This window comes from Anaerocolumna sp. MB42-C2, from assembly GCF_030913705.1.
Classification (GTDB): Bacteria; Bacillota; Clostridia; order Lachnospirales; family Lachnospiraceae; genus Anaerocolumna.
The window spans coordinates 1,949,906-1,974,916 of record NZ_CP133190.1; the positions used below are offsets into that span (position 1 = coordinate 1,949,906).

23 protein-coding genes and 1 tRNA gene are annotated in these 25,011 nt (G+C 36.7%); 12 read left to right on the plus strand and 12 right to left on the minus strand.

Features of this window, described 5'->3' with window-relative positions:
- Positions 1-306: 306 nt before the first annotated feature.
- From recJ to RBU59_RS08760, 4 genes are all read right to left on the minus strand, one after another.
- Entirely contained in the window at positions 307-2,076 is a 1,770-nt protein-coding gene (gene recJ / locus RBU59_RS08745; RefSeq protein ID WP_308147495.1) for a single-stranded-DNA-specific exonuclease RecJ, read from the minus strand.
- A gap of 165 nt (positions 2,077-2,241) precedes the next feature.
- A complete protein-coding gene (gene scfB, locus RBU59_RS08750; RefSeq protein WP_308147496.1) occupies positions 2,242-3,684 on the minus strand; it encodes a thioether cross-link-forming SCIFF peptide maturase in 1,443 nt (480 codons plus the stop codon).
- Between the two features lie 167 nt (positions 3,685-3,851).
- Positions 3,852-3,992 (minus strand): six-cysteine ranthipeptide SCIFF, encoded by a 141-nt coding sequence (gene scfA, locus RBU59_RS08755; RefSeq protein WP_091684032.1) that lies wholly within the window; start codon positions 3,990-3,992, stop codon positions 3,852-3,854.
- A 111-nt stretch (positions 3,993-4,103) separates the two neighbouring features.
- Positions 4,104-4,478: a TIGR04086 family membrane protein gene (locus RBU59_RS08760; protein WP_308147497.1), complete on the minus strand. Its 375-nt coding sequence runs from the start codon at positions 4,476-4,478 to the stop codon at positions 4,104-4,106.
- A 307-nt stretch (positions 4,479-4,785) separates the two neighbouring features.
- Here RBU59_RS08760 and RBU59_RS08765 point away from each other — a divergent pair, with 307 nt between their 5' ends.
- On the plus strand, positions 4,786-5,649 hold the full coding sequence (locus RBU59_RS08765) for a PHP domain-containing protein (RefSeq protein ID WP_308147498.1): 864 nt from the start codon (positions 4,786-4,788) through the stop codon (positions 5,647-5,649).
- Positions 5,650-5,659: 10 nt separating this feature from the next.
- Here the strand turns inward: RBU59_RS08765 and RBU59_RS08770 are convergent, their stop codons facing one another.
- Complete coding sequence (locus RBU59_RS08770; RefSeq protein WP_308147499.1) at positions 5,660-7,033, minus strand: sensor histidine kinase; 1,374 nt, start codon at positions 7,031-7,033, stop codon at positions 5,660-5,662.
- A 4-nt stretch (positions 7,034-7,037) separates the two neighbouring features.
- Positions 7,038-7,739, minus strand: coding sequence for a response regulator transcription factor (locus tag RBU59_RS08775; RefSeq protein ID WP_308147500.1), 702 nt, complete (start codon positions 7,737-7,739; stop codon positions 7,038-7,040).
- A gap of 144 nt (positions 7,740-7,883) precedes the next feature.
- Here RBU59_RS08775 and RBU59_RS08780 point away from each other — a divergent pair, with 144 nt between their 5' ends.
- The 4 genes from RBU59_RS08780 to RBU59_RS08795 are packed head-to-tail and all read left to right on the plus strand — an operon-like array spanning position 7,884 to position 10,451.
- A complete protein-coding gene (locus tag RBU59_RS08780; protein WP_308147501.1) occupies positions 7,884-8,648 on the plus strand; it encodes an ABC transporter ATP-binding protein in 765 nt (254 codons plus the stop codon).
- A complete protein-coding gene (locus RBU59_RS08785) occupies positions 8,645-9,370 on the plus strand; it encodes an ABC transporter permease (RefSeq protein WP_308147502.1) in 726 nt (241 codons plus the stop codon). The genes RBU59_RS08780 and RBU59_RS08785 overlap by 4 nt, the downstream gene beginning before the upstream one ends.
- 15 nt (positions 9,371-9,385) lie before the next feature.
- A complete protein-coding gene (locus RBU59_RS08790; RefSeq protein ID WP_308147503.1) occupies positions 9,386-10,150 on the plus strand; it encodes an ABC transporter permease in 765 nt (254 codons plus the stop codon).
- Between the two features lie 4 nt (positions 10,151-10,154).
- Positions 10,155-10,451 carry a hypothetical protein gene (locus RBU59_RS08795; protein WP_308147504.1) on the plus strand — a complete coding sequence of 99 codons (297 nt, stop codon included), beginning with the start codon at positions 10,155-10,157 and terminating at the stop codon, positions 10,449-10,451.
- A gap of 476 nt (positions 10,452-10,927) precedes the next feature.
- Here the strand turns inward: RBU59_RS08795 and yajC are convergent, their stop codons facing one another.
- Both yajC and tgt read right to left on the minus strand, forming a co-directional pair.
- Positions 10,928-11,260 carry a preprotein translocase subunit YajC gene (gene yajC / locus RBU59_RS08800; protein ID WP_308147505.1) on the minus strand — a complete coding sequence of 111 codons (333 nt, stop codon included), beginning with the start codon at positions 11,258-11,260 and terminating at the stop codon, positions 10,928-10,930.
- A gap of 254 nt (positions 11,261-11,514) precedes the next feature.
- The gene (gene tgt / locus RBU59_RS08805) at positions 11,515-12,648 is read right to left on the minus strand and encodes a tRNA guanosine(34) transglycosylase Tgt (protein WP_308147506.1); all 1,134 of its coding nucleotides are present in this window, start codon (positions 12,646-12,648) and stop codon (positions 11,515-11,517) included.
- 216 nt (positions 12,649-12,864) lie between these two features.
- On the opposite strand from tgt, the gene RBU59_RS08810 reads away from it, so the two are divergent.
- Complete coding sequence (locus RBU59_RS08810) at positions 12,865-15,444, plus strand: EAL domain-containing protein (protein WP_308147507.1); 2,580 nt, start codon at positions 12,865-12,867, stop codon at positions 15,442-15,444.
- Positions 15,445-15,541: 97 nt separating this feature from the next.
- Here the strand turns inward: RBU59_RS08810 and RBU59_RS08815 are convergent, their stop codons facing one another.
- Positions 15,542-15,769 carry an HPr family phosphocarrier protein gene (locus RBU59_RS08815; RefSeq protein WP_308147508.1) on the minus strand — a complete coding sequence of 76 codons (228 nt, stop codon included), beginning with the start codon at positions 15,767-15,769 and terminating at the stop codon, positions 15,542-15,544.
- Positions 15,770-16,150: 381 nt separating this feature from the next.
- On the opposite strand from RBU59_RS08815, the gene RBU59_RS08820 reads away from it, so the two are divergent.
- From RBU59_RS08820 to RBU59_RS08830, 3 genes are all read left to right on the plus strand, one after another.
- Positions 16,151-17,107: an AAA family ATPase gene (locus RBU59_RS08820; protein WP_308147509.1), complete on the plus strand. Its 957-nt coding sequence runs from the start codon at positions 16,151-16,153 to the stop codon at positions 17,105-17,107.
- Between the two features lie 7 nt (positions 17,108-17,114).
- Positions 17,115-18,236, plus strand: coding sequence for a DUF58 domain-containing protein (locus RBU59_RS08825; protein ID WP_308147510.1), 1,122 nt, complete (start codon positions 17,115-17,117; stop codon positions 18,234-18,236).
- A gap of 113 nt (positions 18,237-18,349) precedes the next feature.
- Complete coding sequence (locus tag RBU59_RS08830) at positions 18,350-19,636, plus strand: hypothetical protein (protein ID WP_308147511.1); 1,287 nt, start codon at positions 18,350-18,352, stop codon at positions 19,634-19,636.
- Positions 19,637-19,645: 9 nt separating this feature from the next.
- On the opposite strand, the gene RBU59_RS08835 is transcribed toward RBU59_RS08830, so the two are convergent.
- From RBU59_RS08835 to RBU59_RS08845, 3 genes are all read right to left on the minus strand, one after another.
- Positions 19,646-19,716: transfer RNA gene (locus RBU59_RS08835), tRNA-Trp, on the minus strand.
- Positions 19,717-20,024: 308 nt separating this feature from the next.
- Positions 20,025-21,461 carry an MFS transporter gene (locus tag RBU59_RS08840; RefSeq protein WP_308147512.1) on the minus strand — a complete coding sequence of 479 codons (1,437 nt, stop codon included), beginning with the start codon at positions 21,459-21,461 and terminating at the stop codon, positions 20,025-20,027.
- 370 nt (positions 21,462-21,831) lie between these two features.
- Entirely contained in the window at positions 21,832-22,371 is a 540-nt protein-coding gene (locus RBU59_RS08845; RefSeq protein WP_308147513.1) for a rubrerythrin family protein, read from the minus strand.
- Positions 22,372-22,897: 526 nt separating this feature from the next.
- Here RBU59_RS08845 and RBU59_RS08850 point away from each other — a divergent pair.
- The 3 genes from RBU59_RS08850 (at position 22,898) to RBU59_RS08860 (ending at position 24,934) form a co-directional block, all read left to right on the plus strand.
- Positions 22,898-23,179, plus strand: a complete 282-nt coding sequence (locus RBU59_RS08850) for a CD3324 family protein (protein ID WP_308147514.1) — start codon at positions 22,898-22,900, stop codon at positions 23,177-23,179.
- A 503-nt stretch (positions 23,180-23,682) separates the two neighbouring features.
- The gene (locus RBU59_RS08855) at positions 23,683-24,255 is read left to right on the plus strand and encodes a DUF1062 domain-containing protein (RefSeq protein ID WP_308147515.1); all 573 of its coding nucleotides are present in this window, start codon (positions 23,683-23,685) and stop codon (positions 24,253-24,255) included.
- A gap of 100 nt (positions 24,256-24,355) precedes the next feature.
- Positions 24,356-24,934 (plus strand): DJ-1/PfpI family protein, encoded by a 579-nt coding sequence (locus tag RBU59_RS08860; RefSeq protein ID WP_308147516.1) that lies wholly within the window; start codon positions 24,356-24,358, stop codon positions 24,932-24,934.
- Positions 24,935-25,011: the final 77 nt, after the last annotated feature.

Sequence of the window (25,011 nt, forward strand, 5' to 3'; positions counted from 1 at the left end):
TTTATTCTCTTTTCATTTCCGTCTTACTTTTATGGAATATTACATCTGCCAACAGATGATACTCCTTTGAAACGAATCAAATTATGTTTTCTGCTCGCAGAAAACCCAACATATATTATAACATTATCGTATATAAATATCAAATTATTTCAATTCTATCATATAATATTCCATGATGTATTTCGATGCCCAAAATTATTCTTAATTCCATAATTTAATTATTCCCAGATTACTTTCATCTCTCGTTTGCTTTAAACTCTATTTCTTACAATTACTTCAAATTTGAAACCCTATTTTATAAAGGTTTCACAATATCAGCTGATAGTTTTGAATAATGATCTGTACAGTGCGGTTTCCGCCATATTCATTAATGCTTGGATAATAGGTTATTGATAATTTTACCGCATTATCCCTGTTCTGGAACATCTTATCTATTTCTTCCCTGCCATAACCATCTCTTAAATCATTTAAAAATCTTTCAACTTCACCAAAATATACGGCATCCATAACCCGCCCATATTCGTTTACAATCTGAAATTTCAGTACATTTGAATTTTTACCGAAGATACCCGCCTTTCTGATACGCAGGTTTTTTTCAGCAAATATGGGTTTCAAGTTCCCTTTTCCGAAGGGTTCCATCATTTCTAATTCCGCTACCAGCTCTTCATTTAAGTAACCCAATGGAAGAAGAATATCGATTGATATTTTAGGGATTAAATCCTCTGGGGTTAAAAAAGAATTCTGATTCAGTGTTTTTCTTAAAAGTTCTACCTCCGTCTCTGCCAGGGATAATCCCGCGGCAAGCGGATGCCCGCCGTATTTTAATAATAAGTGTTTGCATTTCGTTAACTCTTCATATATATTATATTGCTCAATGGAACGACAGGACCCTTTTACAGCGGTTTCCGCATCGGTCAGAACAATTGCCGGTTTGTTATATCTTTCTTTCAGACGTCCTGCAATAATTCCGGCCAGACTTTCATGACAGTCTTTTAGATAAACTACTAAGACTTTATCTTCTTTCATATTGCCGTCTTCTACCAGTTTAATTGCCTGCTCCAGACTTCTGGAAGTCATTTCTTTACGGGTATCATTTAACTGCTTAAGTTCCTCCGCCAAACATTCTGCTTCCTCTTTTGATTCCGATAACAGCAGCTGCAAACCTTTTTTGGCCGTATCCAGTCTTCCGGATGCATTCAGACATGGTCCGATAATGTAACCTAAATGATATGCAGACAGATTAACCAGATTAATATTATTTTTTTCCATTAAAGCTTTTAGCCCATAATTATTTGTTTTTTTTAATAGTTCCAGTCCGTTTTTTACAATAATACGGTTTTCGTTCACCAGATCCATCACATCACATACTGTAGCGATAGCAACTACTTCTAATAATTTATCCGTCTCTTTTTTATCAATTCCAAACCTATCATAAAGTATTTGAACTAATTTAAAAGCCACTGCAGCGCCGCAAAGACATTTGAACGGATACTCACAATCGGACTGCTTGGGATTCACCACTGCATCCCCCATTGGTATGATATATTCTTTCTGATCTCCGTTTTCCAGAAACGGTACATCATGATGGTCCGTAATAATAACTGTCATACCAAGTTCTTTCGCTTTTTCAATCTGTTCTTTTGCTGATATTCCATTATCACAGGTTAATATGGTATCAATACCATCCCGGCTGGCAGCTTCTATAATATTCATATTAATACCGTAGCCGTCTTTTATCCTGTCAGGAATTTCATAATCTACTGAAGCTTCTAAGTTATTAAGTGCCGTGTACAAAACATAAGTCGAGGTGACTCCGTCAACATCATAATCCCCAACAATCCTGATTTTTTTACCCTGCTTTATTTTGTCTGTTAATATATCACACGCTTTCACCATATCTTTCATAGTCAGCGGATTATGTAAACGTCCGATATCCGGATTGAGAAAGGCTTCAATATCTTCTGCTTCTTCATGATTCCGGTTTACCAGTAATCGTGCAATTACTTCACTTATTTTATATTGCTTTGTCATAGCGGCAAAATCTGCTTTTTTATTTTTTAATACCCATTTTTCCATAGTAACCTCTTTCCTGAATATTCTTGATTTCGGTTGAATACTCGCTAATCTGTAGTTAAGATGAAAGAATAACGGAAGAAACTCAAACACTTGAGTTTCTTCCGTTCGCCGCAGCATTACAATCATCTAAGTAAGTTAGATGATTGCTCACTTTTGCCACTCCTATTATTCCAAATCCGCTTCTGCAGCTTTTAACATAATTGCACATTCTACTCGTTTTTTCTGCAGTTCGCAGCCAATATCATACGTATCCAAAATATTTCCGTGGAACTTAAAGGAATTTGCCGCGCAACCGCCGCTGCAGTAAAATCTGGCAAAACACTCTCTGCATTTATCTTTAGCATAAACATTACAGCATTTAAATTCGTCTCTTAAACCGGTCTTTTTAACACCCTCATACACGTTACCCATTAAGTATTTATCCTCACCGACAAATTGGTGGCATGGGTATAAATCCCCCCAAGGTGTTACCGCCAGATATTCCGTTCCCGAGCCACAGCCTGATAAACGTTTTGCAACACAGGGACCGCCGGATAAATCAATCATGAAGTGGAAAAAGTTAAAATCCTTTCCCTCCTTCTTCTTCTCCAGCATGTACCTGGCCAATTTGTCATATTCCTCAAAAATTTTAGGAATATCGTCTTCTGTAATAGAATAGGGTTCCTCAGGAAGTGATACTACAGGTTCTACGGAAATCTGTTTAAATCCCAGTTCTGCCAAATGCTTAACATCTTCTGAAAAATCCAGATTATTATGAGTAAATGTACCTCTGACATAATAATTCATCTGGTTTCGGCTGTCTGCAAATTTTAAAAACTTTGGTACAATTACATCATAACTGCCTTTTCCGTTCCTTGACGGTCTCATTAAATCATTTATTTCTTTACGTCCGTCAATACTTAGTACTACATTACTCATTTCCCGATTAGCAAATTCCATGATTTCGTCATTTAACAAAATTCCGTTAGTGGTTAAGGTAAAACGGAACTTTTTATTATGTAATGCTTCCTGTTCCCTTCCATAAATAACCAAACGTTTTACAACATCAAAGTTCATAAGCGGTTCGCCGCCGAAGAAATCAACTTCAAGATTTTTTCTATTACCGGAGTTCTGAATCAGAAAATCCAAGGCCTGTTTTCCCACCTCATAACTCATTAGAGCTCTTCTGCCCTGATACTCCCCTTCTTCTGCAAAACAATAACGGCAGGCAAGATTACAATCATGGGCTATATGTAAACATAATGCTTTTACAACGGTTTGCCTGGATTTAAAATCGGATATATAATTTTCATAAATATCTTCCGTGAAAAGCGCGCCGTCCTTAATTAATTCCTCTATATCGCTAAGAGCATCCAGAACAGCGGTTTTTACTTCTTCCTCATCCGATTCGTTTCCGAACAACTGACTGTAATCCGCATTATGATATTTACGGATTATTTCACTTATTACCTCTTCTTTATTAACCTCAGACAGGTTCTTAGATTTATTTTGATCTATTGTATTATATATGGCTATAATATCATAAGCTAAGTCATCAACAACATGAACCATTCCGCTGTTTACATCTAATATAATATTATATCCGTTATTTTTATATTGGTGAACCAAAGTGTTTCTCCCTTCTATATAAAAAGCTTAGGATATCCTAAAAAAAACAAGCAAAGCCGCACAAATAATAAGCAGCGGCCGAAAGACGCTGCTTATAAAATACATGGAATAATGGTGGAACTTATAAATTCTTTTTCCTACATTATTTCTCTGATTATGTAGCTTTATTATTTGTTTTCGCAGCTTTGATTTCCTACTGTACAGGATGTTTTACAAGCTGACTGGCAGGAAGTCTGACATTCGCCACATCCGCCTTTTTTCATGGTATCTTTTAAATTTCTTGTATTTAATGTTTTGATACGTTTCATGAGATTGCCTCCTTCAATTATTCCTGATTGCCTGTTTATAGCAACAATATCATCTGATATTATAGCATACCCCCAATAATATGAAAAGAGTTTTTTATTGATTTGCTTAATTTAACTGATCATACCACCAAGCATGCCACTGAATAGGCATATGACCATAACAGTTATTACTCTGCTTGCTTCCATTCCCATTACGGAATTCGTCAGTACAGAAATCAACATCAGCATAATAAAATATAATGCTCCCATACCCAAACCCCACAGAAACCTTTTCTGTTCTGCACTTTTTCCCAGCAAAAAACCGCCTGCAAAAGAAGACAAAACATAAGTCACTAAAATACCCCCATTAAGGATACCGCCTGATAAATCGGTTTTGAGCATAAGAAATGCCAGCAATAACAATAGTATTCCTGTTACCATATACGAAACCAGAAGATCTCTTAAGATAACTACAACCTTTGAATTACGGTGCAATACTTTGTCCATTCCAAACCTCCGCTTTATTTATACTGTAATATATTATCCATACTTTATATATATTCTATAATCTCCTGAGAATATCAGTTCATTTTTAATTTTATAATACCTCTCTTATCTTTAAGTTCTATCCGTGTCCATTTGAAAATCAGATGACTTCTTTTTGCTGGAATGATATAATGTATACGTCTTAATCAATTTAATAAAACCAAAGAAGCAAACTTAACTCGCAGGATTTAGGAACCAAATTCTTTCGGAATTATATTTATAACACCCAAATCCTAATAGATATAATCAATAGGAAGGAAGCATACGAATGAAATATATTGATCTCCATGTCCATTCCAATGTTTCGGATGGAACCTTAACTCCATCCGAAGTAGTGAAACTTGCCGTCAAGAACCAACTTGCAGCTATCGCTTTGACTGACCACGATACCCTTACCGGTATTCCACAGGCACAGGCTGCTGCCCTGTCAGAAACCAAAGACGGAAATCCCATACAGGTTATTCCCGGAACAGAACTTTCGGTATTTTACAGAAAAAGAGATATTCATATTTTAGGTTTATTTGTAGATGAGAATAATAGTACCCTTTATCAGGCCTTAGAGAATGCCCGTTTAAAGCGGGACGAAAGAAATGAAAAGATGACAGCCAATTTAAGGTCCGCGGGTATTGATATCACTGTTGATAAATTACGCCTGGAAGAAGGGGATGCTGTCTTAACAAGAGCTCATTTTGCCAAGTTTATGGTTAAGTACGGATATTGTAAGTCCATGCAGGACGCCTTTACCAGATATTTAAATGATGACTCTCCCTATTATGTACCCAGAGAATATTTATCCCCAGCTGAGGCAATTGATCTGATTCATACGGCCGGCGGACTTTCCGTCGCGGCACATCCACTGCTCTATAAATATACACTGGAGGAAGTGGAACAGATGGTCTCCTATCTTACCGAACGGGGGCTTGACGGAATCGAAGCAATTTATTCCTCTAATACCGGTTTTGATGAGGGACGAATGAAACATTTGGCTAATAAATATAATCTGGTAATTACAGGTGGTTCCGACTTTCACGGTGCTAACAAACCCGATTTAAATCTGGGTTTTGGCCGCGGAAATTTAAAAATCCCCTTTTCCATATTAGAAAAACTGGAAGAACGTTTACGTTTATGTTAACTTTCATCTATTAGCTTTGATTGGATTGGTTTGAAAAGCACAGCACTGTTTTATAACCGTGCGACTCCGTACTTTCTATTTTCATTGTCCCGCCATGTGCTTCTACAATATGACGTACCAAAAGAATACCCAGGCCGTGCCGCAGGTTCAGCTGATTGTCCGTGCTTTCCATGTAATGGGGTTTTTCTTCCAGTTCCCGCAGCTTTTCAGACGAAAGCCCTACACCGTTGTCCAAAACAGTAAGGGTGATAGCCGTTTCCTCACAGTCAAGAGCAATCATGATTTCACAGCCCTGCGGATTGTGCTTTATGCTATTTTGTACCAAATTATTGATTGCCCTCAAGATCAAGCGGGAGTCACATTCCAGTATGGCATTCTCAGCAGAGGGCTTGATTTCAACTTCTACCGAATAGCTGTCAGAAAGTCCGCTATTCAGCAGTTCCACCGCATAGGATCGCAGAAGTTTTGAGAAACGCACCAGCTCCTTATGGAGCGGCTGCATTTCATATTCCAACTGAGAAACCAAGTTCAAATCCTGCACCAGTTCCTTTATTTTGATGCTTTGCTGCCGTACGATTTCAGCCTGCTCCTTTACAGAGCTGTTTATGGTTTTATTGTCTGCAATGCGTTCGGCGTATCCTAAAATCATGGACAGTGGTGTGCGGATATCATGGGAAACACCACTGATCCAGTTAGCCCTTGCTTCGTTCTGCCTGCTCAAAATACGGGATGCTTTGTTGATACTACCTGCAACCTCTGATAAATCACCACAGATTGACAACGATACTGACTTGCCATTGGAAAGAGTCTCAATCGCATCGATGATTGGTTCCGTGCTTCGGATGATTTTCCTTCTGGAAAAAAAATAGGCCAGAAATAAAAACAAGAAGTCGGCTGCCAGCATTCCGGTAATATAGAGCGGTAGCGTTTGAATCGCATGGATGGAAAAATAGTTGCTGGTCAGCTTGGTATAGCTGTCTTTCGGATAGCCCAATACCAGCAGACCATCTTCCGTGTTCCAGACAAAAACAGGGTGATCCTTTAAATACCCTCTGGAAAAGAGGGCTACATCCTGAATGGTGTACTCATACGGAATATCTTCCGGAGTATCGATGGCCCATACCCGACTCCCGTCCTGGTTAAGGAGCATCGCCCAGATATGAGTACTCTCCAGCTTTTTACGAGCATCGTCCGATATACCCTCTGCTGTCGAGCTTGCAGCGATTTCCTCCAACATATTTTGCGGTGAGGTATCACCGTAGTCGTTTATTATAACGCTCTGAAACGTAATACCAAAGACCAGTACATTGAGCAGCGCCAATAGAAGGATAAAAGCGGCAAAGGATGCCAGATGCTTTGAGATATATTTTCCAAATGATTTCATGACGTCACTTCCTTATGTTCAGTTTATAGCCCAGCCCTTTGATTGTAATCAGTGAAACCGGCTTTGACGGGTCTGTTTCAATCTTTTCCCGAATGCGCCGCACATGGGCATTCAAGCTGTTCTCATACCCGAAAGGATTGTCCCCCCAAAGAGCTTCGCAAAGCGAATCTATAGAAACAATTTTGCCCTCATTCCTTGCAAGGGTTTCCAGCAGGGTGTGTTCCTTTGCAGTCAGGGAGATAACATCTCCGGCCTTTTGGACTTCGGCGCGGCTGAAATCAACCGTGCATCCGTCCAATCTCAGAAGCTGCCCGTCCTTTTTGTAACAGCGGCGCAACACAGCATAAACGCGCAGCAGCAATTCCTGTGCTATAAAGGGCTTTACGATGTAATCATCAGCACCCAACCCAAGACCGGCCAATTTATCCACAGCCTCGTCCTTCGCCGTCAAAAAGATGATCGGCACATCGGTGAAGGAACGTATTTGCTCCATCAGGGAAAAACCGTCTCCATCCGGCAGCATCACATCCAAAATTGCTAGATCGGGCTTTTCATTTTTGGCAACTGCGATACCTTCTTTCACGGAAGAGGCAGATACAATATTTTCAAAACCGTCATCCTTTAAAATGGCGGTTACCATTCTAAGCAGCCCCGGCTCGTCATCCACAAGCAGGAGCTTTTTTGTGTGTAAAAATGTCTGATCCATTCCTTCACCTCCAATAACATCTATTATACCAAAGCACGTTCGTTTTGTGTAATTTTCAGCAAAAAGTAAGGTAAAAGTAAGGACGCGGGAATGTAGATGTCAGGTTGACGCTGTACAATTAGTATGTCGAAAGGAGATGTTCTTATGAATTATATGATTACAACGGAGCAGTTGACAAAAAAATATAAAAATTTTACCGCTGTCAACCACGTATCGCTCAATATTCAGAAAGGAAGCATTTATGGTTTCCTTGGGCCGAACGGTGCAGGGAAATCTACCACCATGAAAATGTTGCTGGGCTTGACGGCTCCTACAAAAGGCAGCTTTATAATTGATGGGAAACACTTTCCCAATGAACGGCTGGCCATATTAAAGGAGATTGGTTCCTTTATCGAATCACCATCGTTCTATGCCAATCTGACCGGCCGCGAAAACCTTGATATCATCCGCCGAATTTTGAAGCTGCCGGAAAGCGCAGTAGAGGATGCATTGGAATTGGTTGGTCTCACTGAGTTTGGTGACCGACTGGCCAAAAAATATTCGCTGGGTATGAAACAGCGGCTGGGGCTTGCCGGGGCACTGCTTGGCAGGCCACCCATCCTCATCTTGGACGAACCGACCAACGGCCTTGACCCCTCGGGTATCCATGAGATACGTAATTTGGTGAAGTCCCTGCCGGAGCTTTACGATTGCACCGTTTTAATTTCATCTCATATGCTGTCGGAAATTGAGCTGATGGCGGACGATATCGGCATTCTGAATCATGGCCGTCTGCTATTCGAAGGCAGTTTGGATGAGCTGCGGCAGAGTGCGCTGCAGGCCGGTTTTGCCTCGGACAATCTGGAGGAAATGTTCCTGTCTATGATTGATAAGGACAATGCAGCCAGAAAGCAGAGGGCAAAACTATGAATGCGCTTGTAATTGAGCTGCGGAAAGAAAAGCGTACAGGAGTAATTCCTGTGCTGCTGGCGGTTGGCGTTCTGGGAGTGGCGTACGCCTTTGTCAATTTCTTCGTGCGGAAAGATACCCTGCTGAACCTGCCTCTGGCCCCGATGGACGTTCTGCTGACCCAGCTCTACGGCATGATCATGATCTTAAATATGTTTGGCGTCGTCGTCGCCGCCTGCATGGTCTACAACATGGATTTTAAGGGAAACGCAATTAAAAAGATGTATATGCTGCCCATGAGTGTGCCGGGAATGTACTTTTGCAAATTTTTAATCTTGACTGTGATGCTTTTGATAGCAGTGTCGTTGCAAAATCTTGCTCTAATGAAAATCGGCATGACCGAACTGCCGCAAAGTACCTTTGAACTCGGGACGTTGGTGCGGTTTGCAGCCTATTCGTTTATCACAACTATGCCTGTGCTGTCCTTTATGCTTTGTATTTCATCCCGCTTTGAAAATATGTGGGTTCCTCTCGGTATCGGAGTTGCAGGATTTTTAAGCGGAATGGCCTTGGCAAACTTGAAAGCTGCTTTGCTGATGATCCACCCCTTTGTTGTGATGCTAAAACCCGCAGTTGCCATGAGTGCGCAACCGGATAGCACGGTGATCCTTGTTTCTTTGGTGGAAACAATTCTTTTCCTTGGGGCAGGTCTGTGGATGGCAAAACATCTGCGCTATGAATAAAGAAGGAGGATTGAAATGAGTTTATTAGAACTGCTTAAAATTGAATTTATGAAAGTGAAGCGTTCAAAAATTGTTCCTTTGATTTTTATTGCCCCGTTATTGGTGGTAGCATCCGGGATTGCAAATTTGAGCAGCTATTTCACACCGGAATATACCAATGCGTGGCCAGCTATGTTCATTCAAAGCGCATTGGTCTATGCCTATTATCTGCTTCCGCTCAGCATGATTATAGTTTGTGTCATGATTGCTGGACGGGAAACGCAGAATAACGGCATTATGAAAATGCTGGCTCTGCCGGTTAGCCGGTATGCGCTTTCTCTGGCAAAGTTTTGTGTGCTGATGTTTTATCTTTTGATGGAAATGGTAGTGTTCCTCGCGGTATTCGTTGCTGCCGGATTGATTGCGACAAGCACGATGGGAATTACGGAAACGCTGCCTGTCCTCTATTTGTTGAAATGGTGCGCCGGACTATTCCTTACTATGTTACCTTGTGTTGCTACGATGTGGGCTGTTACGGTGCTGTTTGAAAAGCCGTTGCTTTCTGTTGGCTTGAACTTGCTGCTTGTAATTCCCGGTGTTCTGGTCGCAAATACACCGCTTTGGATTGTCTATTCTTATTGCTACAGCGGCTATTTGGTATCCTGTTCACTGCACGAATTTACAACAAACACTTCAGAGCCAGCTTTCGAGTTGTTTCCGTTCCTGCCCTGTGCGGCTTTGATCTTTGCGTTGGTACTCATATTAGCGGTAACACAATTTGGAAAGAAAGAAATGAGGTAAAAAGATGGAAAGTAAGAAACTACAAAAAGTAAGCGTAGCTGCATTGATTGTCAGTGTACTGCCGCTGACAACTTTTATTCCGATTATATTGAAAATTACTCTGTCAGATGGAGTACGCGGCATTTGGGCTGGGGCCAATATTCTTTTTATTCTGGCAGGGCTTTGTCTCTCTATACCATGTGTCAAAAACTGCGAAACTCGTAGCATTGTAAATATCATTGCTATGATAATAAGTGTCGTGCTGATTCTGATCGTAATTGGAATAATTATTCTGGCGTTTTTTTTGAATTTCCTACAGTAAAATGATTTGTTTCCTTGTCTAAATATAGAATTTTTAGGTGAATTGCAGCGCGACCGAAACTAACAGCTTCGGCTATTCTGTTCTCCTCGCAGAATTTCTGTATTCTTCTCTTGGAGATAATTGATCAGCGGCCTGCTGAACGGATATATAATCAAGCATTTATATTCCTCCATAATATATCTTAATTACAGTATTTACGCAAAAGCGAATAAAATCAATAACCGCCTTGCATAGCCAGTCCTCTCACTTTAATTAAGCGAGGAGGCTGGCACACTTTCACTTTAGTGACCCTCCACCCCTGGTGCGTAATGTGCATCCTGCCGGTCGGGCTTTTTATTTCATAGTAAAAACCTGTCCTAATACTTACCTTGGTTGTTTCTGCAGGTAATAAATCGGGACAGGTTTTTATTTTTTAAACATATTTTCTAATGTTATTTTATATCATCTAAAAAGCATTTATTATTTGCTTTTTTATACTATTTTTCTTTTTCTGCTGTATTTGGCTTTTCAACTTCAACAACAGCTGTTTTTTTCATAGGAATACGACAGTTTTTATTATTTCCGAACTCTACAATGATTACTTCTTCCATAACATCAATGATCACTCCATAGAAACCGCTGGATGTAAGAATGCTGTCTCCTGGTGCAAGAGTAGAAATCAACGCTTCCATGGCTCTTTGCTGTTTTTTCTGTGGACGAATTGCCATAAAATAAAATGCAAGTCCCATGATTACAATCCAGAAAACCATCATGATTAAGGACGTTCCTCCACCTGGAGCCGTCTGCGTTAAAAAAATAAGGTTATTCATAAAATTCCTCCTGTTATTATATAAATTTATTGTTATGGTACACCCATATACTAAATCAGGAACCGTTATGTTGTTCCAAAATGCTAAACGTTACAATTCACTTCCCTGCAAAAGCAGCAGTTCCGTGAACAATAACACGCTTCGCGATGCATACAAAACGCAAAGAAAGTCTTTTGTTGCTGCAATTCTCTGGTTTTCTGTGACAATACACTCACAAAAAACACGTCGCGTTTATTGCCTGTGAACAGTAACTGTTAAATTTCACCGTCAGCAAAACCTTTTAATTTATCTTTTTTATATTCTTTATATCTTTGCTGTTCAATCGCCTCTCTAATCTCTTCCATCATATTATTATAAAAATAAAGATTATGAGTAACTAAAAGTCTCAGACCCAGCATTTCTTTTGCTTTCAATAAATGTCTGATGTATGCCCTGCTGTAATGCTTGCAGCTCGGACATTCACACCCCTCTTCTATCGGCCTGCCATCTAATTCATATTTGGCATTAAGCAGATTCATTTTTCCATGGTTGGTATATGCATTGCCGTGACGGCCGTTTCTTGCAGGATATACACAATCAAAAAAGTCTACTCCTCGTTCTACTGATTCCAAAATATTCTCCGGTGTTCCTACACCCATTAAGTAAGTAGGTTTTTCTAAAGGGAGAAACGGAACCGTTTCTTCTATAATGCGGTACATCTCCTCATGGGACTCTCCGACTGCCAGTCCTCCTAAAGCATAACCGTCTAAATCCAACTCAGAAATCCTCTTGGCATGCTCAATACGAATATCTTCAAACGTACCGCCCTGATTAATTCCAAATAACATCTGCTGCCTGTTAATGGTATCATCAAGGGAATTAAGCTTTGCCATCTCATTTTTACATCGCTTAAGCCATCTGGTGGTTCTGTCTACAGAATTCTGCATATATTCCCTGGTTGCCGGATGCGGCGGACATTCATCAAAAGCCATGGCTATCGTAGAGGCAAGATTGGATTGTATCTGCATACTTTCTTCCGGACCCATAAAAATCTTACGACCATCTACATGGGAACTAAAATATACACCTTCTTCTTTTATCTTCCGAAGCCCCGCGAGAGAAAAGACCTGAAAACCGCCTGAATCCGTTAAGATAGGTTTGTCCCATACCATAAACTTATGAAGACCTCCCAGTTTCTTAATTACCTGGTCACCCGGCCTTACATGTAAATGATAGGTATTGGATAGTTCTACCTGAGTCTTCATACCCTGTAAATCCATGGTAGATACCGCACCTTTAATTGCTGCCGCAGTACCCACATTCATAAATACAGGTGTCTGAATCGTGCCGTGGACGGTGTTAAACTCTCCTCGCTTTGCATTACCGTCTCTGCATATTAACCTATACATATATTTCTCCGTTCTAATTCCATAATAAATTACCGCTTATCATTATGTTTAATCTAACGCTACAAGTATACCTGTTATGGAATTCTTTTTCAACTAAAATTTTCATTTAAGTTGTAAAGTTATTATAAAATCAGTATTCCTTAATTCCATATATTGTTGCAATTTTCCAATTTTATTGATAAAATGTAAATAATTACTATATCAAGGAAGATAATTATGTCGATAAAAAAAACCTTAAGAATAACCTTAATTATATTTTCTATTGTACCAATTATCATCGTATCTATACTGGCATATCAACTTATTGCCGGCAGATTAATTTCGATTAAACGTGATAATTTAAACCAATTGGCAGTTACGAACAGCAACGGCTTAAAAGCAATGGTTAAAAACCAGCAAACTGAGATTAATCTACTTGCCATACAAAACCAGATATATAATCTGGCACTATATAATCAATCATTAGTACATCTTACTAAAAAAGACGATAAGGATCTTTTAAGAAGTGCCATGGAATTATTAAAAAAACGTCATGCTCTTTATCCCTCCTGTTCACGGATAACGGTATATAACACAAGATTTCAGGCCATAGCCAGCTCCGATAAATCCATTGTTAATACGGATTACTCCGACAGCGTAACACTTTCCTATATAAAAGCAACAGGTTGTGCCGCCAGCGGTGTCAGCGGACTGATTAAAAATCCACAACTTTCCTTTAACGATATTACAAATAAAGTAAGCTCTTACTGTATCGAAATAGGTTGTCCCATAACCACAGAGATAGATGGCTATTCAACTATAATAGGCTATATTATCAGCACGATTGATTTGTCTTATTTTAAAGACTTTTTAAGCTCCATTAAAATGGGCGAAACCGGATTTGGTCTTGTTTTGGATAAAAGCGGAATCATTGTGTATCATCCAGATTCCAGATTAATCGGTACCAGTATTGATAATGAAAAACTTGGATCTTTAGTAAGCAGCTACTATACCGGTAAGATTTCTCAAAACGGTGCGTTTTCATATACCTACGATAATATTCGTAAAATTTACGGTTATAGTGTCATTCCGGAACTTGACTGGGTTTTACTGGTTAAACAGGATGTATCGGAAATCATTCATCTCGCTGTAATAATTATATATGTCCTGGGATGGACTGTGGTTATCCTTATCATTTTTATGATTTTCGTAAGCAATAAATTTGCTAAATCTTATACGGATCCCATAATAGACCTAAAAGATGTCATGCGTACCGCATCAGACGGAAACCTGGAGGTACAATCCAATATTAAAGCCAATAATGAATTCGGTGAACTATCCAGAAGTTTTAATAAGATGTTACATATTATTAAGGGAAACTATAATGAATTAACAGCAATGCATGAAGAATTGATCACCAACGAAGAACAGCTTAGAAATAATTATAATAAGATAGAGTATCTTGCATATCATGATATTTTAACTAACTTACCCAATAAACTGGCATTTACCGAACGGGTAAACAGTACCTTGTCTTTGTCACCGGGATCGAATAAAGTACATGCCGTTTACTTTGTGGATCTGGATAATTTTAAAACCGTTAATGATACTCTTGGACATGACTATGGCGATAATTTATTAACCCAGACGGCCGAACAACTCCTTTCCTTAATTACTTCTGACGATATCCTCGCCAGAGCAGGAGGCGATGAATTTTTAATTTTCCGTGAAAACCTAAGCAACCAAAGAGAAGCTACTGAGTTTGGAGCAAAAGTAATCGATGCTTTTAAAAAACCTTTTAATCTAAACGGAGAAATCGCTTATGTATCCATGAGTATCGGTATTGCCATTTACCCCAAAAACGGGACTTTAACCAATGTACTGATTAAGAATGCCGATATAGCTATGTACAAATCCAAGGATACTGGTAAAAACAAATATACTTTATTTGATAAAAGTATGGAGGATGAGTTAAACAGAAATACTATTATTCTTGAAATATTACGGAAAGCCATAGAAAATAATGAAATTTATGTAAAATACCAGCCCCAGGTTAATATCATTACCAATAAAATTATAGGCTTTGAGGCTTTAATGAGAATTAAGAGTGCGAAATTAGGAGAGCTGTCTCCCACTGAGTTTATCCCAATTGCAGAAGAGAGCGGATTAATTGTGGAATTAGGGGAATGGATTTTAAAAGAAGCCTGCAGATTTAACAAAAACCTGATGGAACTTGGCTATACTCCATATATTGTATCGGTAAATATCTCTTCTGTTCAGATTAACCGTACAGGGTTTATTACTATGCTTGATAATGTATTAAAAGAAACATCTCTTCCGCCCAGATATCTGGAATTGGAAATAACAGAAAGTACGATTGTATCCTCCATAACCGATGCCGTCACCTTATTAAACAGCCTTCAGGCTTTAGGAGTTCGTATATCCTTAGATGATTTTGGTACAGGTTATTCCTCCTTAAATTACTTAACCAGTATGCCAATTAATACTCTTAAAATCGATAAATCTTTTATAGATAATATCAGCAAAAATGAAAAGGACTCCTTGATCGCAGAAGCAATTATTCATCTGGCACATAGTATTGATGTAGAGGTTATAGCTGAGGGTGTAGAATTTAATGATCAGTTAAGTATTTTACAAGCTAAAAATTGTGATATCATTCAGGGTTATATCTACAGCAAACCCTTAAACCCTTCCAGATTATTATCAGTCCTTGATTCAGATAAAGTAAATATTAAGTATACTAAGAAAGAGGCTGGCTTGCCGGACTCTGGCGATGACATCCTGTCACTTCAGTGACATTCTACCTCCGCTGCTGATGAACTAAAGGGCATGCTGTAATTGCAGCATACCCTCTATCTATGATTCGAATAAACATTATATAACGCGATTCCGGTTATTCTACTGCATATTTTTTTATAGCATTTTCCAGATTACAATTATAACCATGGTAAGACACATTTAAATTTTGAGATATATCAAGGCTCATAATGCCAAGAAAAGACTTTGCATCAACAATTATTCTATTATAGTACAAATCTATATCGAAATCACATTGTTCCGCGGCATTAACAAAATCTATTACTTCCTCCGGCGTACTCAGTTTAATCTTTTTAACTTCCACTTCTATAGTCCTCCAAATAAATTGCTTTCTCTATTATAAACGGCTAGAGATTTTATATCATGTTTTATAGTATAAGTCAATTTGTCGAATCGGTGCAATTCCAAACATATTATTTACTTTTATTTATTTTTTATAAGAAAAATCGGTTATGTTTTTTGTTCTTATTAAAATATTACATAATTATTTATACTTATCTATTTTTTTAGAAATAAATATCACTAAGTTAATTTCGTATTCCCTGTATAATTTCTACAATCAAACCGCAATTATATCTGCTTTTTACCTATATCCATTTCTTCATGTAATGTACTATAATAGAATAGATATGGAATCATATTCCATTAATTAATACTGAAGTAATCAGAAAGTAAAGGTGATACTATGGATATAATTGAATTACAGTCTCAAGCAGACAAGATTAAGCATAATATTGAAAAAGTTATTATCGGTAAATCTCAGGTTATAGATTTAATTCTCACTTCACTCCTTGCAGGTGGACATATTCTTCTTGAAGATGTACCTGGCACAGGAAAAACAGTACTCGCCAAATCGCTGGCGAAATCATTTGCTGCTGACTTTAAACGAATTCAATTCACACCGGATCTTCTTCCGTCCGATATAACCGGTCTAAATTATTATAATCAGAAATTAGGGGAATTTACATTTCGAAGCGGACCGGTATTTACCAATATACTCCTCGCAGATGAAATTAACCGTGCTACTCCAAGAACCCAATCCAGCTTGCTGGAATGCATGGAAGAAAAACAAATTACCATTGACGGACAAACCTACCTTTTGGAAAAACCCTTTTTAGTAATAGCAACTCAAAATCCTGTTGAAACAGCAGGTACATTTCCTCTGCCAGAAGCGCAGTTAGACCGTTTTCTCATGCAGATTGGAATGGGATTTCCGAATTTTACCGAAGAAATTGCTATTTTAAATCGTTTTATCCAGGCTGATCCATTAGAAGAACTAGATAGTGTATGTACCAAAGAAAAATTGTCCGCTATGCAGAATTTAATTAAATCTGTTTATGTTCACCCTTCTCTAATGGAATATATGATTTCGATTATTCATCAAACAAGAACCCATAAAGGTATTGCATTGGGAGTAAGTCCAAGAGGAAGCCTTGCTTTCTTAAGAGCTGTACAGGCTTATTCCGCAATCAAAGGGAAACAATATGTTACTCCGGAAATTATACAGACGATTGCACCTTACGTATTAGCCCACCGAATTATTTTAAGAACAGGCTTCCAAAAAGGAGCTGCTTCCAATGATATTATTTTTGATATATTAAAAGATGTTCCTGTTCCAACCGAGGATTTTACCAGGAGGTAATTGATCCATGATTATACTATCAGCTATGTTAGGTGCCTTTCTTCTCTATTTGCTTCAGAATTACCTCTACCATAAGTTTTGGAATAAAAATCTGTCGGTTGATATCAATTTTTCAGAAGAGAAAGCCGTAGAAGGTGAGGAATTAATATTATATGAAACCATTATAAATAAGAAATTACTTCCTCTGCCCATTTTAAAAGTGAAGTTTATGACTTCGAAGTACTTATACTTTCTGGACTTTAATAATTCCATCGTAACCGATAATTATTACAGGAATGACCTGATATCCATTATGATGTATCAGAAATTAACCAGATCCTTAACTTTCAAGTGTTCGCACCGGGGCTATTTTACAATAAGCAATGCTGACTTAATCTGTTCTGATTTGTTCATTACTTTTGAAGCGGTAGAAAATTATAATATGGACCTGCGCTTATATGTGTATCCAAAACCCGTAGATTATGCCAGATTACAAGCGCCTTTTAATAAAATGCTGGGAACAGTTCTGACAAAACGGTTTATAAATGAAGACCCCTTCGAATTTAGGAGTATTCGTGAATATCAGTCCTACGATACATTAAAATCGGTTAATTGGAAAGCTTCCGCCAAAACGGGATCCCTAAAGGTTAATGTTAATGATTATACGTCTTCCCAGCAGGTTAAAATTTTTATTAATTTAGAGTCTGACTCCATATGGAAACACGAAGATTTACAAGAAGAAAGTATTCGTTTGGCCGTATCTATTGCCTCTGCTTTTATTAACCAGGGAATTCAGACTTCCTTACACACCAATGGACGGGATAATATCACTCATGAAATATTAAATATCCCTCCCGGTTCAGGAATTAATCATATAAAAGCAATCAATGAACTCTTAGCCAGAATTGATACCTCCCTGCCTATACCTGCATTCGTACCGGTTATCGAAGAAAACTGCCTCCAATCATCGGAAAATGATTACCTGATTTTTATATCTTTTTATCAGAAAGAGGATATACAGCGGCTCTTATTTACTGCCCTTAATAATAAAGCTGATTTTACCTGGATTGTCCCCACAAATCAAGACGTCACATTAAAGGCCGATGGTAAATTAATGCCCTATATCCTCCCATGGGAATTAGCTCCTTAATATAGGTTTCATGTGTCAAAAACCAAGTATAAATTGACAAATGCAAATTATTTGCATAGCAATTGGCTCTCCATCCTGTTAGCTCTTTTTATAGATAAAAGAAAGGGTTTTATATGAATAACAAACAATATCATTTTTTAATAGATCTCTTAAATATACTGCTTAATTTTCTGGCTGCCTTTGCCGTAATTAGTATTGGTATTATATTTACCACCAAAAATACCGGTTATGTTTATCAATCTTTTATATTGCTTCCGGCTCCTGTCCTATCTTACCTGATTGGCAGATATACGAAACATATCTGGTCGTTTTCGGTCCTGCATATCAGTATGGCTGCTGCTTATGTCTTAACGAACCGGAACGGTTTTGTAATTTCCTTTTATTTAATTTATTTCGCACTATTAACAGCCTTTGCTCTTAATAAAAAATTAAAAACAGAAGTCATGGCAAAGGCAAATACTTCTTTAATATTTTTAACCCCGTTTGTTGCCATGTATTTTTTAGACAATTATCTGGGAATAACCAACCTGACCAGTCTTAATTTCCTGTTAGTTTTAGCATTTATATTATTATATCTGTTTAATATGTATCTCATTAATTTTGAGCGTTTTTTTCAAACACACAGCAATATAACCAATGTTCCGATAAAAGACATTCAAAATACAAACTATATATTACTGCTGTTTTTTAGCTGCTTATGTATTGCTACTATGTTTATCTTTACGAAATTTCCTCTGAAAGCCTTTTTATCCATGATTGGAACGATTTTATTAGGATTAATTAAAGCCTTTTTTTCGCTGTTTAAAGATAAGTCTATATCTTCACCGATTAAAAATATAGAACCGGAACAAAGCTCCCAACCCCTTGGGCTTATAAAAGCCACTCCTCCGTCCATCATCTGGCAGTATATTGAGAATATCCTGCTGGGTTTATTTACTATAGCTTTAATAGCCGGTCTCACAGCGTTAATTTTATTCGGTCTCTATCAGTTATACCAATTGTTTTATGAAAAGAAATACAATAATTTCAGAGATAAAACGGAATTTATTTCCCCTTTTGATAAAAGAGAACGCTTAAAAAGGGAAGAAATTGGAACTGTAGTCAAGAAAATTTTTCCATTGTTTGGCCGTACCAATAATGAAAAAATTCGTAAATATTTTTATAAAGCAGTAATAACCCATAATCCAAAGGAAAAGCTATCAAATTATTTAACTCCTATGCAACTTTCCCAGTACGCTTTAAATATTCAAACGGAACAATGCTGGGATGATACAATAAAAAAAGAAGCAAGTAAATTAGCAGATTTTTATGAAAAAGCAAGATATAGTAGGGATGAATGTACGAATGAGGAGGTAAACCAGGTTAAAGATATAACAAAAAAGACATTACTTAAAAAGTAATGTCTTAAACAGGGGATGAGAGAATCGAACTCCCGCTAAAGGTTTTGGAGACCCTTGTCATACCATTTGACCAATCCCCTATGTATTTGACAATCAAACACTGCTTATTTATAATACAATGAATTGTTTTAATTGTCAAGAATATTTTAACTAAAAAGTAATAATATTTGACAAAGTAGGCAAGCTCACTTCAACTCCAAGTTTTTGCTGTTCAGAATAAAAGGAAGTCAAAATGGCTTCCTTTTATCATTTATATATTTTCAACATTATTTAAAACATAACTTTTCCATTATATACCCCTATTTAATATTTTTACTATTTTCAGATATTTGATTTCAGTTTCATTTATTAGTTTATTTACTTATTTATGTTTATTGTCTATTCGTTTTTATATACTTACTCTTCCGTCTTTATGATTATTATCAATTTTTTCTGTTTCAATATGATATTTGATAAACCACACGGTAAAAAGCATGATTAAAAATCCAATCAAATTTAATACCTGCTGAGCATAGACAGGTCTTCCGCTAATATGAAGATTTGCCTTTTGCAAATGATCTAAAATCACACCTCCAAAAATGGAAACAAAAAATCCAAAAACTCCTGAGATGGAGGAAACTAAAGTAAGCCAGATCATTCTTTTTTCATTTTGAAAAAAGTCCAGCTGCACCCCAAATAAGCCAATACCCACAAAAGCCCATGCAGTAGATGCTATTACCTGGCTGATTATGAATAACGGATATGCATTACCCGGTACAGTAAATGCAAAAGACAACATTGTGAAACCTAAGGCTAACAAAGTATATCTTAATAATCTCGCCATTCCATATTTATCTGCTAAACGCCCTAATTTGGGTGATATGTATATTCGATACAGATTAGTCATAAAACAGACAAACATAATAAAAGTATAAGGTAATGATAATTCATTAATCTGATAGCTGGAGTTAAAGGGTAAGCATATATAAAAAGATAATGTATATAAGCATTGCAGCATAAATGCTTTTCTGAATTTTCTGTTTTGAAATGCATCTATAATCTCATTCAGAATCGTTTTATCATTCTTTTTGTGAATTTTCTCGTCTTCCTTTGCCTTCTTAGCCAGTCTGCCATGCATTTCTTTTCCATCCTGATTTAAATAGGATATCTTAGGTTCTTTCATTTTAGAAAATGCTATAACGTTAATTAAAACAAGAATAAATATCAATGTACCTATTATGATAAAACCGACTTTAAGATTCCGGTTTTTAAATGTATCCAATACAATACCGCTTATCAACATGGTACTGGACACTACAAATACAGCTATGGAATCTTTAATTGAAAAATATTTTCCCCTTAATCTTCCCGGAACCAGACTGGCAATCCATTCCTGTGATGCCGGTGCACCTATTTGTACGAAAACCTGCCCGATGAAATATAAAATTACGATAATCAAGGCCTTTTTTGAGTTACTGATATATAATAAAGGTATAAAATAAATAACAGTGAAAAGTAGTCTTTGTAAAGCCGTAAAACATACTAAGAATTTATATTTTTTTAGTTTTTTAAAATAATTGATTAAAAAGATCTGACATACCGCGGCAAGACTTACCAGGGAGGTTATAATACCAATATTGGCATCCGATATTCCGCAAAATGACATTAAAGTTGCAAGAAACGTTCCGCCTGAAAGCTGTGCGATTGTCTGGACTGCACTATCACCAACCGTAAAGCATACCCTGCTCTTTTTTAGATCACTTTTACTCTCAGGTAAAGCCATAAAATAAATTCTACGAAGCCTAGCTAATAATAACCTATTGATAAACATGAAATTGTTTAACATTATAATGTAAATACCTCCATACTGTACGTTCCTGCGCTTTTTATTTTCCCGTCTTTTTGCCCCATGTTTAAAATACCTAATATAATTAAACGCTAAATGGTTGTCCGATAATTCAGCCAATTTTAGTGTCAGGATTCAATTATAACTGAGACAAATACAATTGTAAATGGAGTTATTCATGCATTTAATGTCATTTTTTTATAAAAATTCTGCTGTAAAATAAGGTTAGGTATAATTTGGATTTCGTTTACCGACTAAATCTGATACTGATCTCATTACCCATATTTTACAGCATCTTTTTTAACTTCTATTGAATTTCTTACAACTTCTCTATAACTTTCTCTATAACCTTATATATACTGAAACTTAGTTAATAGGAAATATCGTATACTTGGTAATACCCCTGTGGAAAACCGCAAATCGGACATATTGCAGGTGCACACAATCCTCCCATAATATTGCCGCAATTAATACATACCCATAAAACTTCCTGTGGTTTACAAAAAACCTGATTATTTTCTATATCTTCCGCAAAAGTTCGAAAAATTACTTCATTATTTAATTCAATATTAGCAACTCCGTCAAATAAAGCACCAATAGAATTATATCCCTCCTCTCTTGCTGTTTGCGCGTACTCCCTATATATGTTATTTCCTTTATTTGCCTCATCCTCCGAGCTTTCTATGAGATTCTGCAAGGTATTCGGAATTTCACCATTATTTAATAACTTTAACCATATTACCGCATGTTCTCTTTCATATCTGGATATAACGTCAAAAGCATATGCTATTTGCTGATAATCATCCTGCCTCGCTCGAATACCATATATTTCATATTTGCTGCTGCTGATCAATTCTCCCTCAAATGCACTCTGCAAATTTATAAAAGTTTTGCTTTGCTGGAAATCCATTTTACGCCTCCCTTGTTGCCTCTTTGCCTATTGCTACATCATATGACGAATCCTTACAAATTATGTGGCAGAAGTAAAGAACCTATATAAGAAAACTGTTGAGATGCTATAGCTTAATATTATTGATCGTAACGATAAAGTTACTGTTCATTCCCCTGCAAAAAGCGGCAATGTAGTGAACAATAACATACTTCGCGTGCACACAAAACGAGGAGGAAGCGTTCCTACGCTGCAATTCTCCGGTTTTCTGTGACTTTTGCTTTGCTACACTCGCAAAAACACATCGCATTGTTGCCTTTGAACAGTAACACGATAAATTCTCTGTCAGCCTCATTAAAATAAATCATTTGCTAATTTCACTATCCTGTTGTATTATATTGGAAGAGTTATGTTTTATCTTAAATAGAAAGGGGTTTTCTTTATGAGAAATAAACATGTTATTTGTGCATAGCAAAGGCTATTGCACAATAATAAATAGATGATAGCCTTTGCTCAATCTTTGTATTTTTATTCAAGGAGGAGCACCGTGAGCTATTTAAAAGCAGAAACCGTTTTACCGCAGGAAGTATTAGAATTAATTCAGGAATATATTGATGGTGGATATTTATATATACCCAGGAAAAGTAATAACCGTAAAAGCTGGGGTGAAAAAACAAATTCTAAACTATGGATTAAAAAAAGAAATGCAGAGATTTACACCGGATATATCAACGGATTAAAAATTACTGAGCTAGCAGATCAATATTTTTTATCGGAAAAGAGTATACAGAGAATTGTATTACAGGAAAAAAAGAAATATATAAAGTAAATAAACTACTTAAAATTATTAAATCAATACAGCACATGTAAAGGCTGTATTAAGAAAACTACCGGATAGCAACCAATAAAGAAACACAAAGTATACATCACGTCTTAGAGCGTATCATAAGCCCTTCTATATGCAGAGCCATGGTACGCTGTTCTTATCTTTTCAGGCACTTTGCCAAGGTCCATATTCTTATTTCTTCCATAAATTCACCTTAAAAACAATTCCTAATTAAGATTAAGGTACTTACCTTTTTATTATTATGTTAAACTGTCTCCACACTTGATAATAAGGAGGATTTTATTCATATGACTACACCAGTTAATCGCTAAACTCTGATACAAAGCCAACAAAGATCAAAGAAATTCAGTATAGCTGGATTTCATTTTGATGCCGTCAGAATTAGTTTTAGCTGCGTAGAAATATGAACAAATTAAATACCAAAATTTCATATAGATTTTATTTATGCCATATTTTTATGCAGCTCAATAAGGAGCGAAAAAAATATGCAGAAAACAATACTATGGGAAATCGTCCCTCTGAATCAACCAACAATAACAAAAAACTGCTCTAAATGCGGTACAAAAAGCACATTTATATCCACCGGTAATTTTAGACTTAACGCCAATCAAAATAAAGTAGATGTATGGCTTATCTATCAATGCCAAAAATGTAAAACCACATGGAATATGTCGATTTTAACGAGGGTTAATCCCTCTGCTATTCCACAGGACTTATATCGTAAATTTCTAAGCAATGATGAGGATCTTGCCAGGAAATATGCCTTTGATGCAAATATACATGCCCATAACAATGTAACATTAAATTATGAAGAACTTGATTATGATATTAGAGGGGATATCATTCTCCTTACTGGTCTGTCAGAACCCATTCGACTTCAAATAGTATGTAATTACACTATGGACATCCGGGTTGATAAGATTTTAAGCCAAAAACTGGGCATTTCAAGATCTCTCCTTAAACGCCTCGGACTATTTGGTAAAATCAATATTAATAATGGGAAAGAACTTTGGAAAACAAATCTCAGCAATAATCTGATAATAACAATTTTACCTTAACAGTATGGTAAATATTGTAGTTTAAAATAGAATCAGTTATAATATTAATTATAACTGATTAAAACACAATTCAAAACCAAAATCAGGAATCGAGGTTGATATGAAAATTTTACTTTTCTTAGCAAAAGGATTTGAACTTATGGAATTCAGCCCTTTCATAGATATTATGGGCTGGGCGAATAATGGATATGGATGTGATATACAGGTTGTCACCTGTGGATTTCACAATCAGGTAACCAGTACCTTTAATATTCCGGTTATGGTGAATAAATTGATTGATGATATTAAGGTCGATGATTATGAAGCCCTTGCCATTCCCGGAGGATTTGAGGAATTCGGTTTTTATGAAGAAGCTTATCACGAAAAATTTCTGCAGTTGATACAGGCCTTTAACTCCAAAGGAAAAATTATCGCTTCCGTATGTGTTGGTGCCTTACCTATAGGAAAAAGCGGTGTATTAAACGGAAGAAACGGAACAACCTACCATTTAAACGGCGGGCATAGACAAGCCCAATTGAGATCATTTAATGTTAACGTGATAAATGAACCCATTGTTACTGATAATAACATTATAACTTCTTACTGTCCAGAAACTGCCCCTTTCGTTGGATTTTTATTATTAGAGAAACTTACATCAAAAGAAAAGACTGAGACTGTAAAAAAAGCCATGGGTTATTAACAATATCTAAAAATATAAATTCTATGATATATAAATACAATAACCTTATTTCGTCATTGTTCTTATTTATGGAAGGA

Bases quoted from the DNA above. Each gene is read 5' to 3' on its own strand.
- recJ (WP_308147495.1), bottom strand. From the start codon at position 2,076: ATGGAAAAATGGGTATTAAAAAATAAAAAAGCAGATTTTGCCGCTATG.
- scfA (WP_091684032.1), bottom strand. From the start codon at position 3,992: ATGAAACGTATCAAAACATTAAATACAAGAAATTTAAAAGATACCATG.
- RBU59_RS08760 (WP_308147497.1), bottom strand. From the start codon at position 4,478: ATGGACAAAGTATTGCACCGTAATTCAAAGGTTGTAGTTATCTTAAGA.
- RBU59_RS08765 (WP_308147498.1), top strand. From the start codon at position 4,786: ATGAAATATATTGATCTCCATGTCCATTCCAATGTTTCGGATGGAACC.
- RBU59_RS08770 (WP_308147499.1), bottom strand. From the start codon at position 7,033: ATGAAATCATTTGGAAAATATATCTCAAAGCATCTGGCATCCTTTGCC.
- RBU59_RS08775 (WP_308147500.1), bottom strand. From the start codon at position 7,739: ATGGATCAGACATTTTTACACACAAAAAAGCTCCTGCTTGTGGATGAC.
- RBU59_RS08780 (WP_308147501.1), top strand. From the start codon at position 7,884: ATGAATTATATGATTACAACGGAGCAGTTGACAAAAAAATATAAAAAT.
- RBU59_RS08785 (WP_308147502.1), top strand. From the start codon at position 8,645: ATGAATGCGCTTGTAATTGAGCTGCGGAAAGAAAAGCGTACAGGAGTA.
- RBU59_RS08790 (WP_308147503.1), top strand. From the start codon at position 9,386: ATGAGTTTATTAGAACTGCTTAAAATTGAATTTATGAAAGTGAAGCGT.
- RBU59_RS08795 (WP_308147504.1), top strand. From the start codon at position 10,155: ATGGAAAGTAAGAAACTACAAAAAGTAAGCGTAGCTGCATTGATTGTC.
- yajC (WP_308147505.1), bottom strand. From the start codon at position 11,260: ATGAATAACCTTATTTTTTTAACGCAGACGGCTCCAGGTGGAGGAACG.
- tgt (WP_308147506.1), bottom strand. From the start codon at position 12,648: ATGTATAGGTTAATATGCAGAGACGGTAATGCAAAGCGAGGAGAGTTT.
- RBU59_RS08810 (WP_308147507.1), top strand. From the start codon at position 12,865: ATGTCGATAAAAAAAACCTTAAGAATAACCTTAATTATATTTTCTATT.
- RBU59_RS08820 (WP_308147509.1), top strand. From the start codon at position 16,151: ATGGATATAATTGAATTACAGTCTCAAGCAGACAAGATTAAGCATAAT.
- RBU59_RS08825 (WP_308147510.1), top strand. From the start codon at position 17,115: ATGATTATACTATCAGCTATGTTAGGTGCCTTTCTTCTCTATTTGCTT.
- RBU59_RS08830 (WP_308147511.1), top strand. From the start codon at position 18,350: ATGAATAACAAACAATATCATTTTTTAATAGATCTCTTAAATATACTG.
- RBU59_RS08840 (WP_308147512.1), bottom strand. From the start codon at position 21,461: ATGTTAAACAATTTCATGTTTATCAATAGGTTATTATTAGCTAGGCTT.
- RBU59_RS08845 (WP_308147513.1), bottom strand. From the start codon at position 22,371: ATGGATTTCCAGCAAAGCAAAACTTTTATAAATTTGCAGAGTGCATTT.
- RBU59_RS08855 (WP_308147515.1), top strand. From the start codon at position 23,683: ATGCAGAAAACAATACTATGGGAAATCGTCCCTCTGAATCAACCAACA.
- RBU59_RS08860 (WP_308147516.1), top strand. From the start codon at position 24,356: ATGAAAATTTTACTTTTCTTAGCAAAAGGATTTGAACTTATGGAATTC.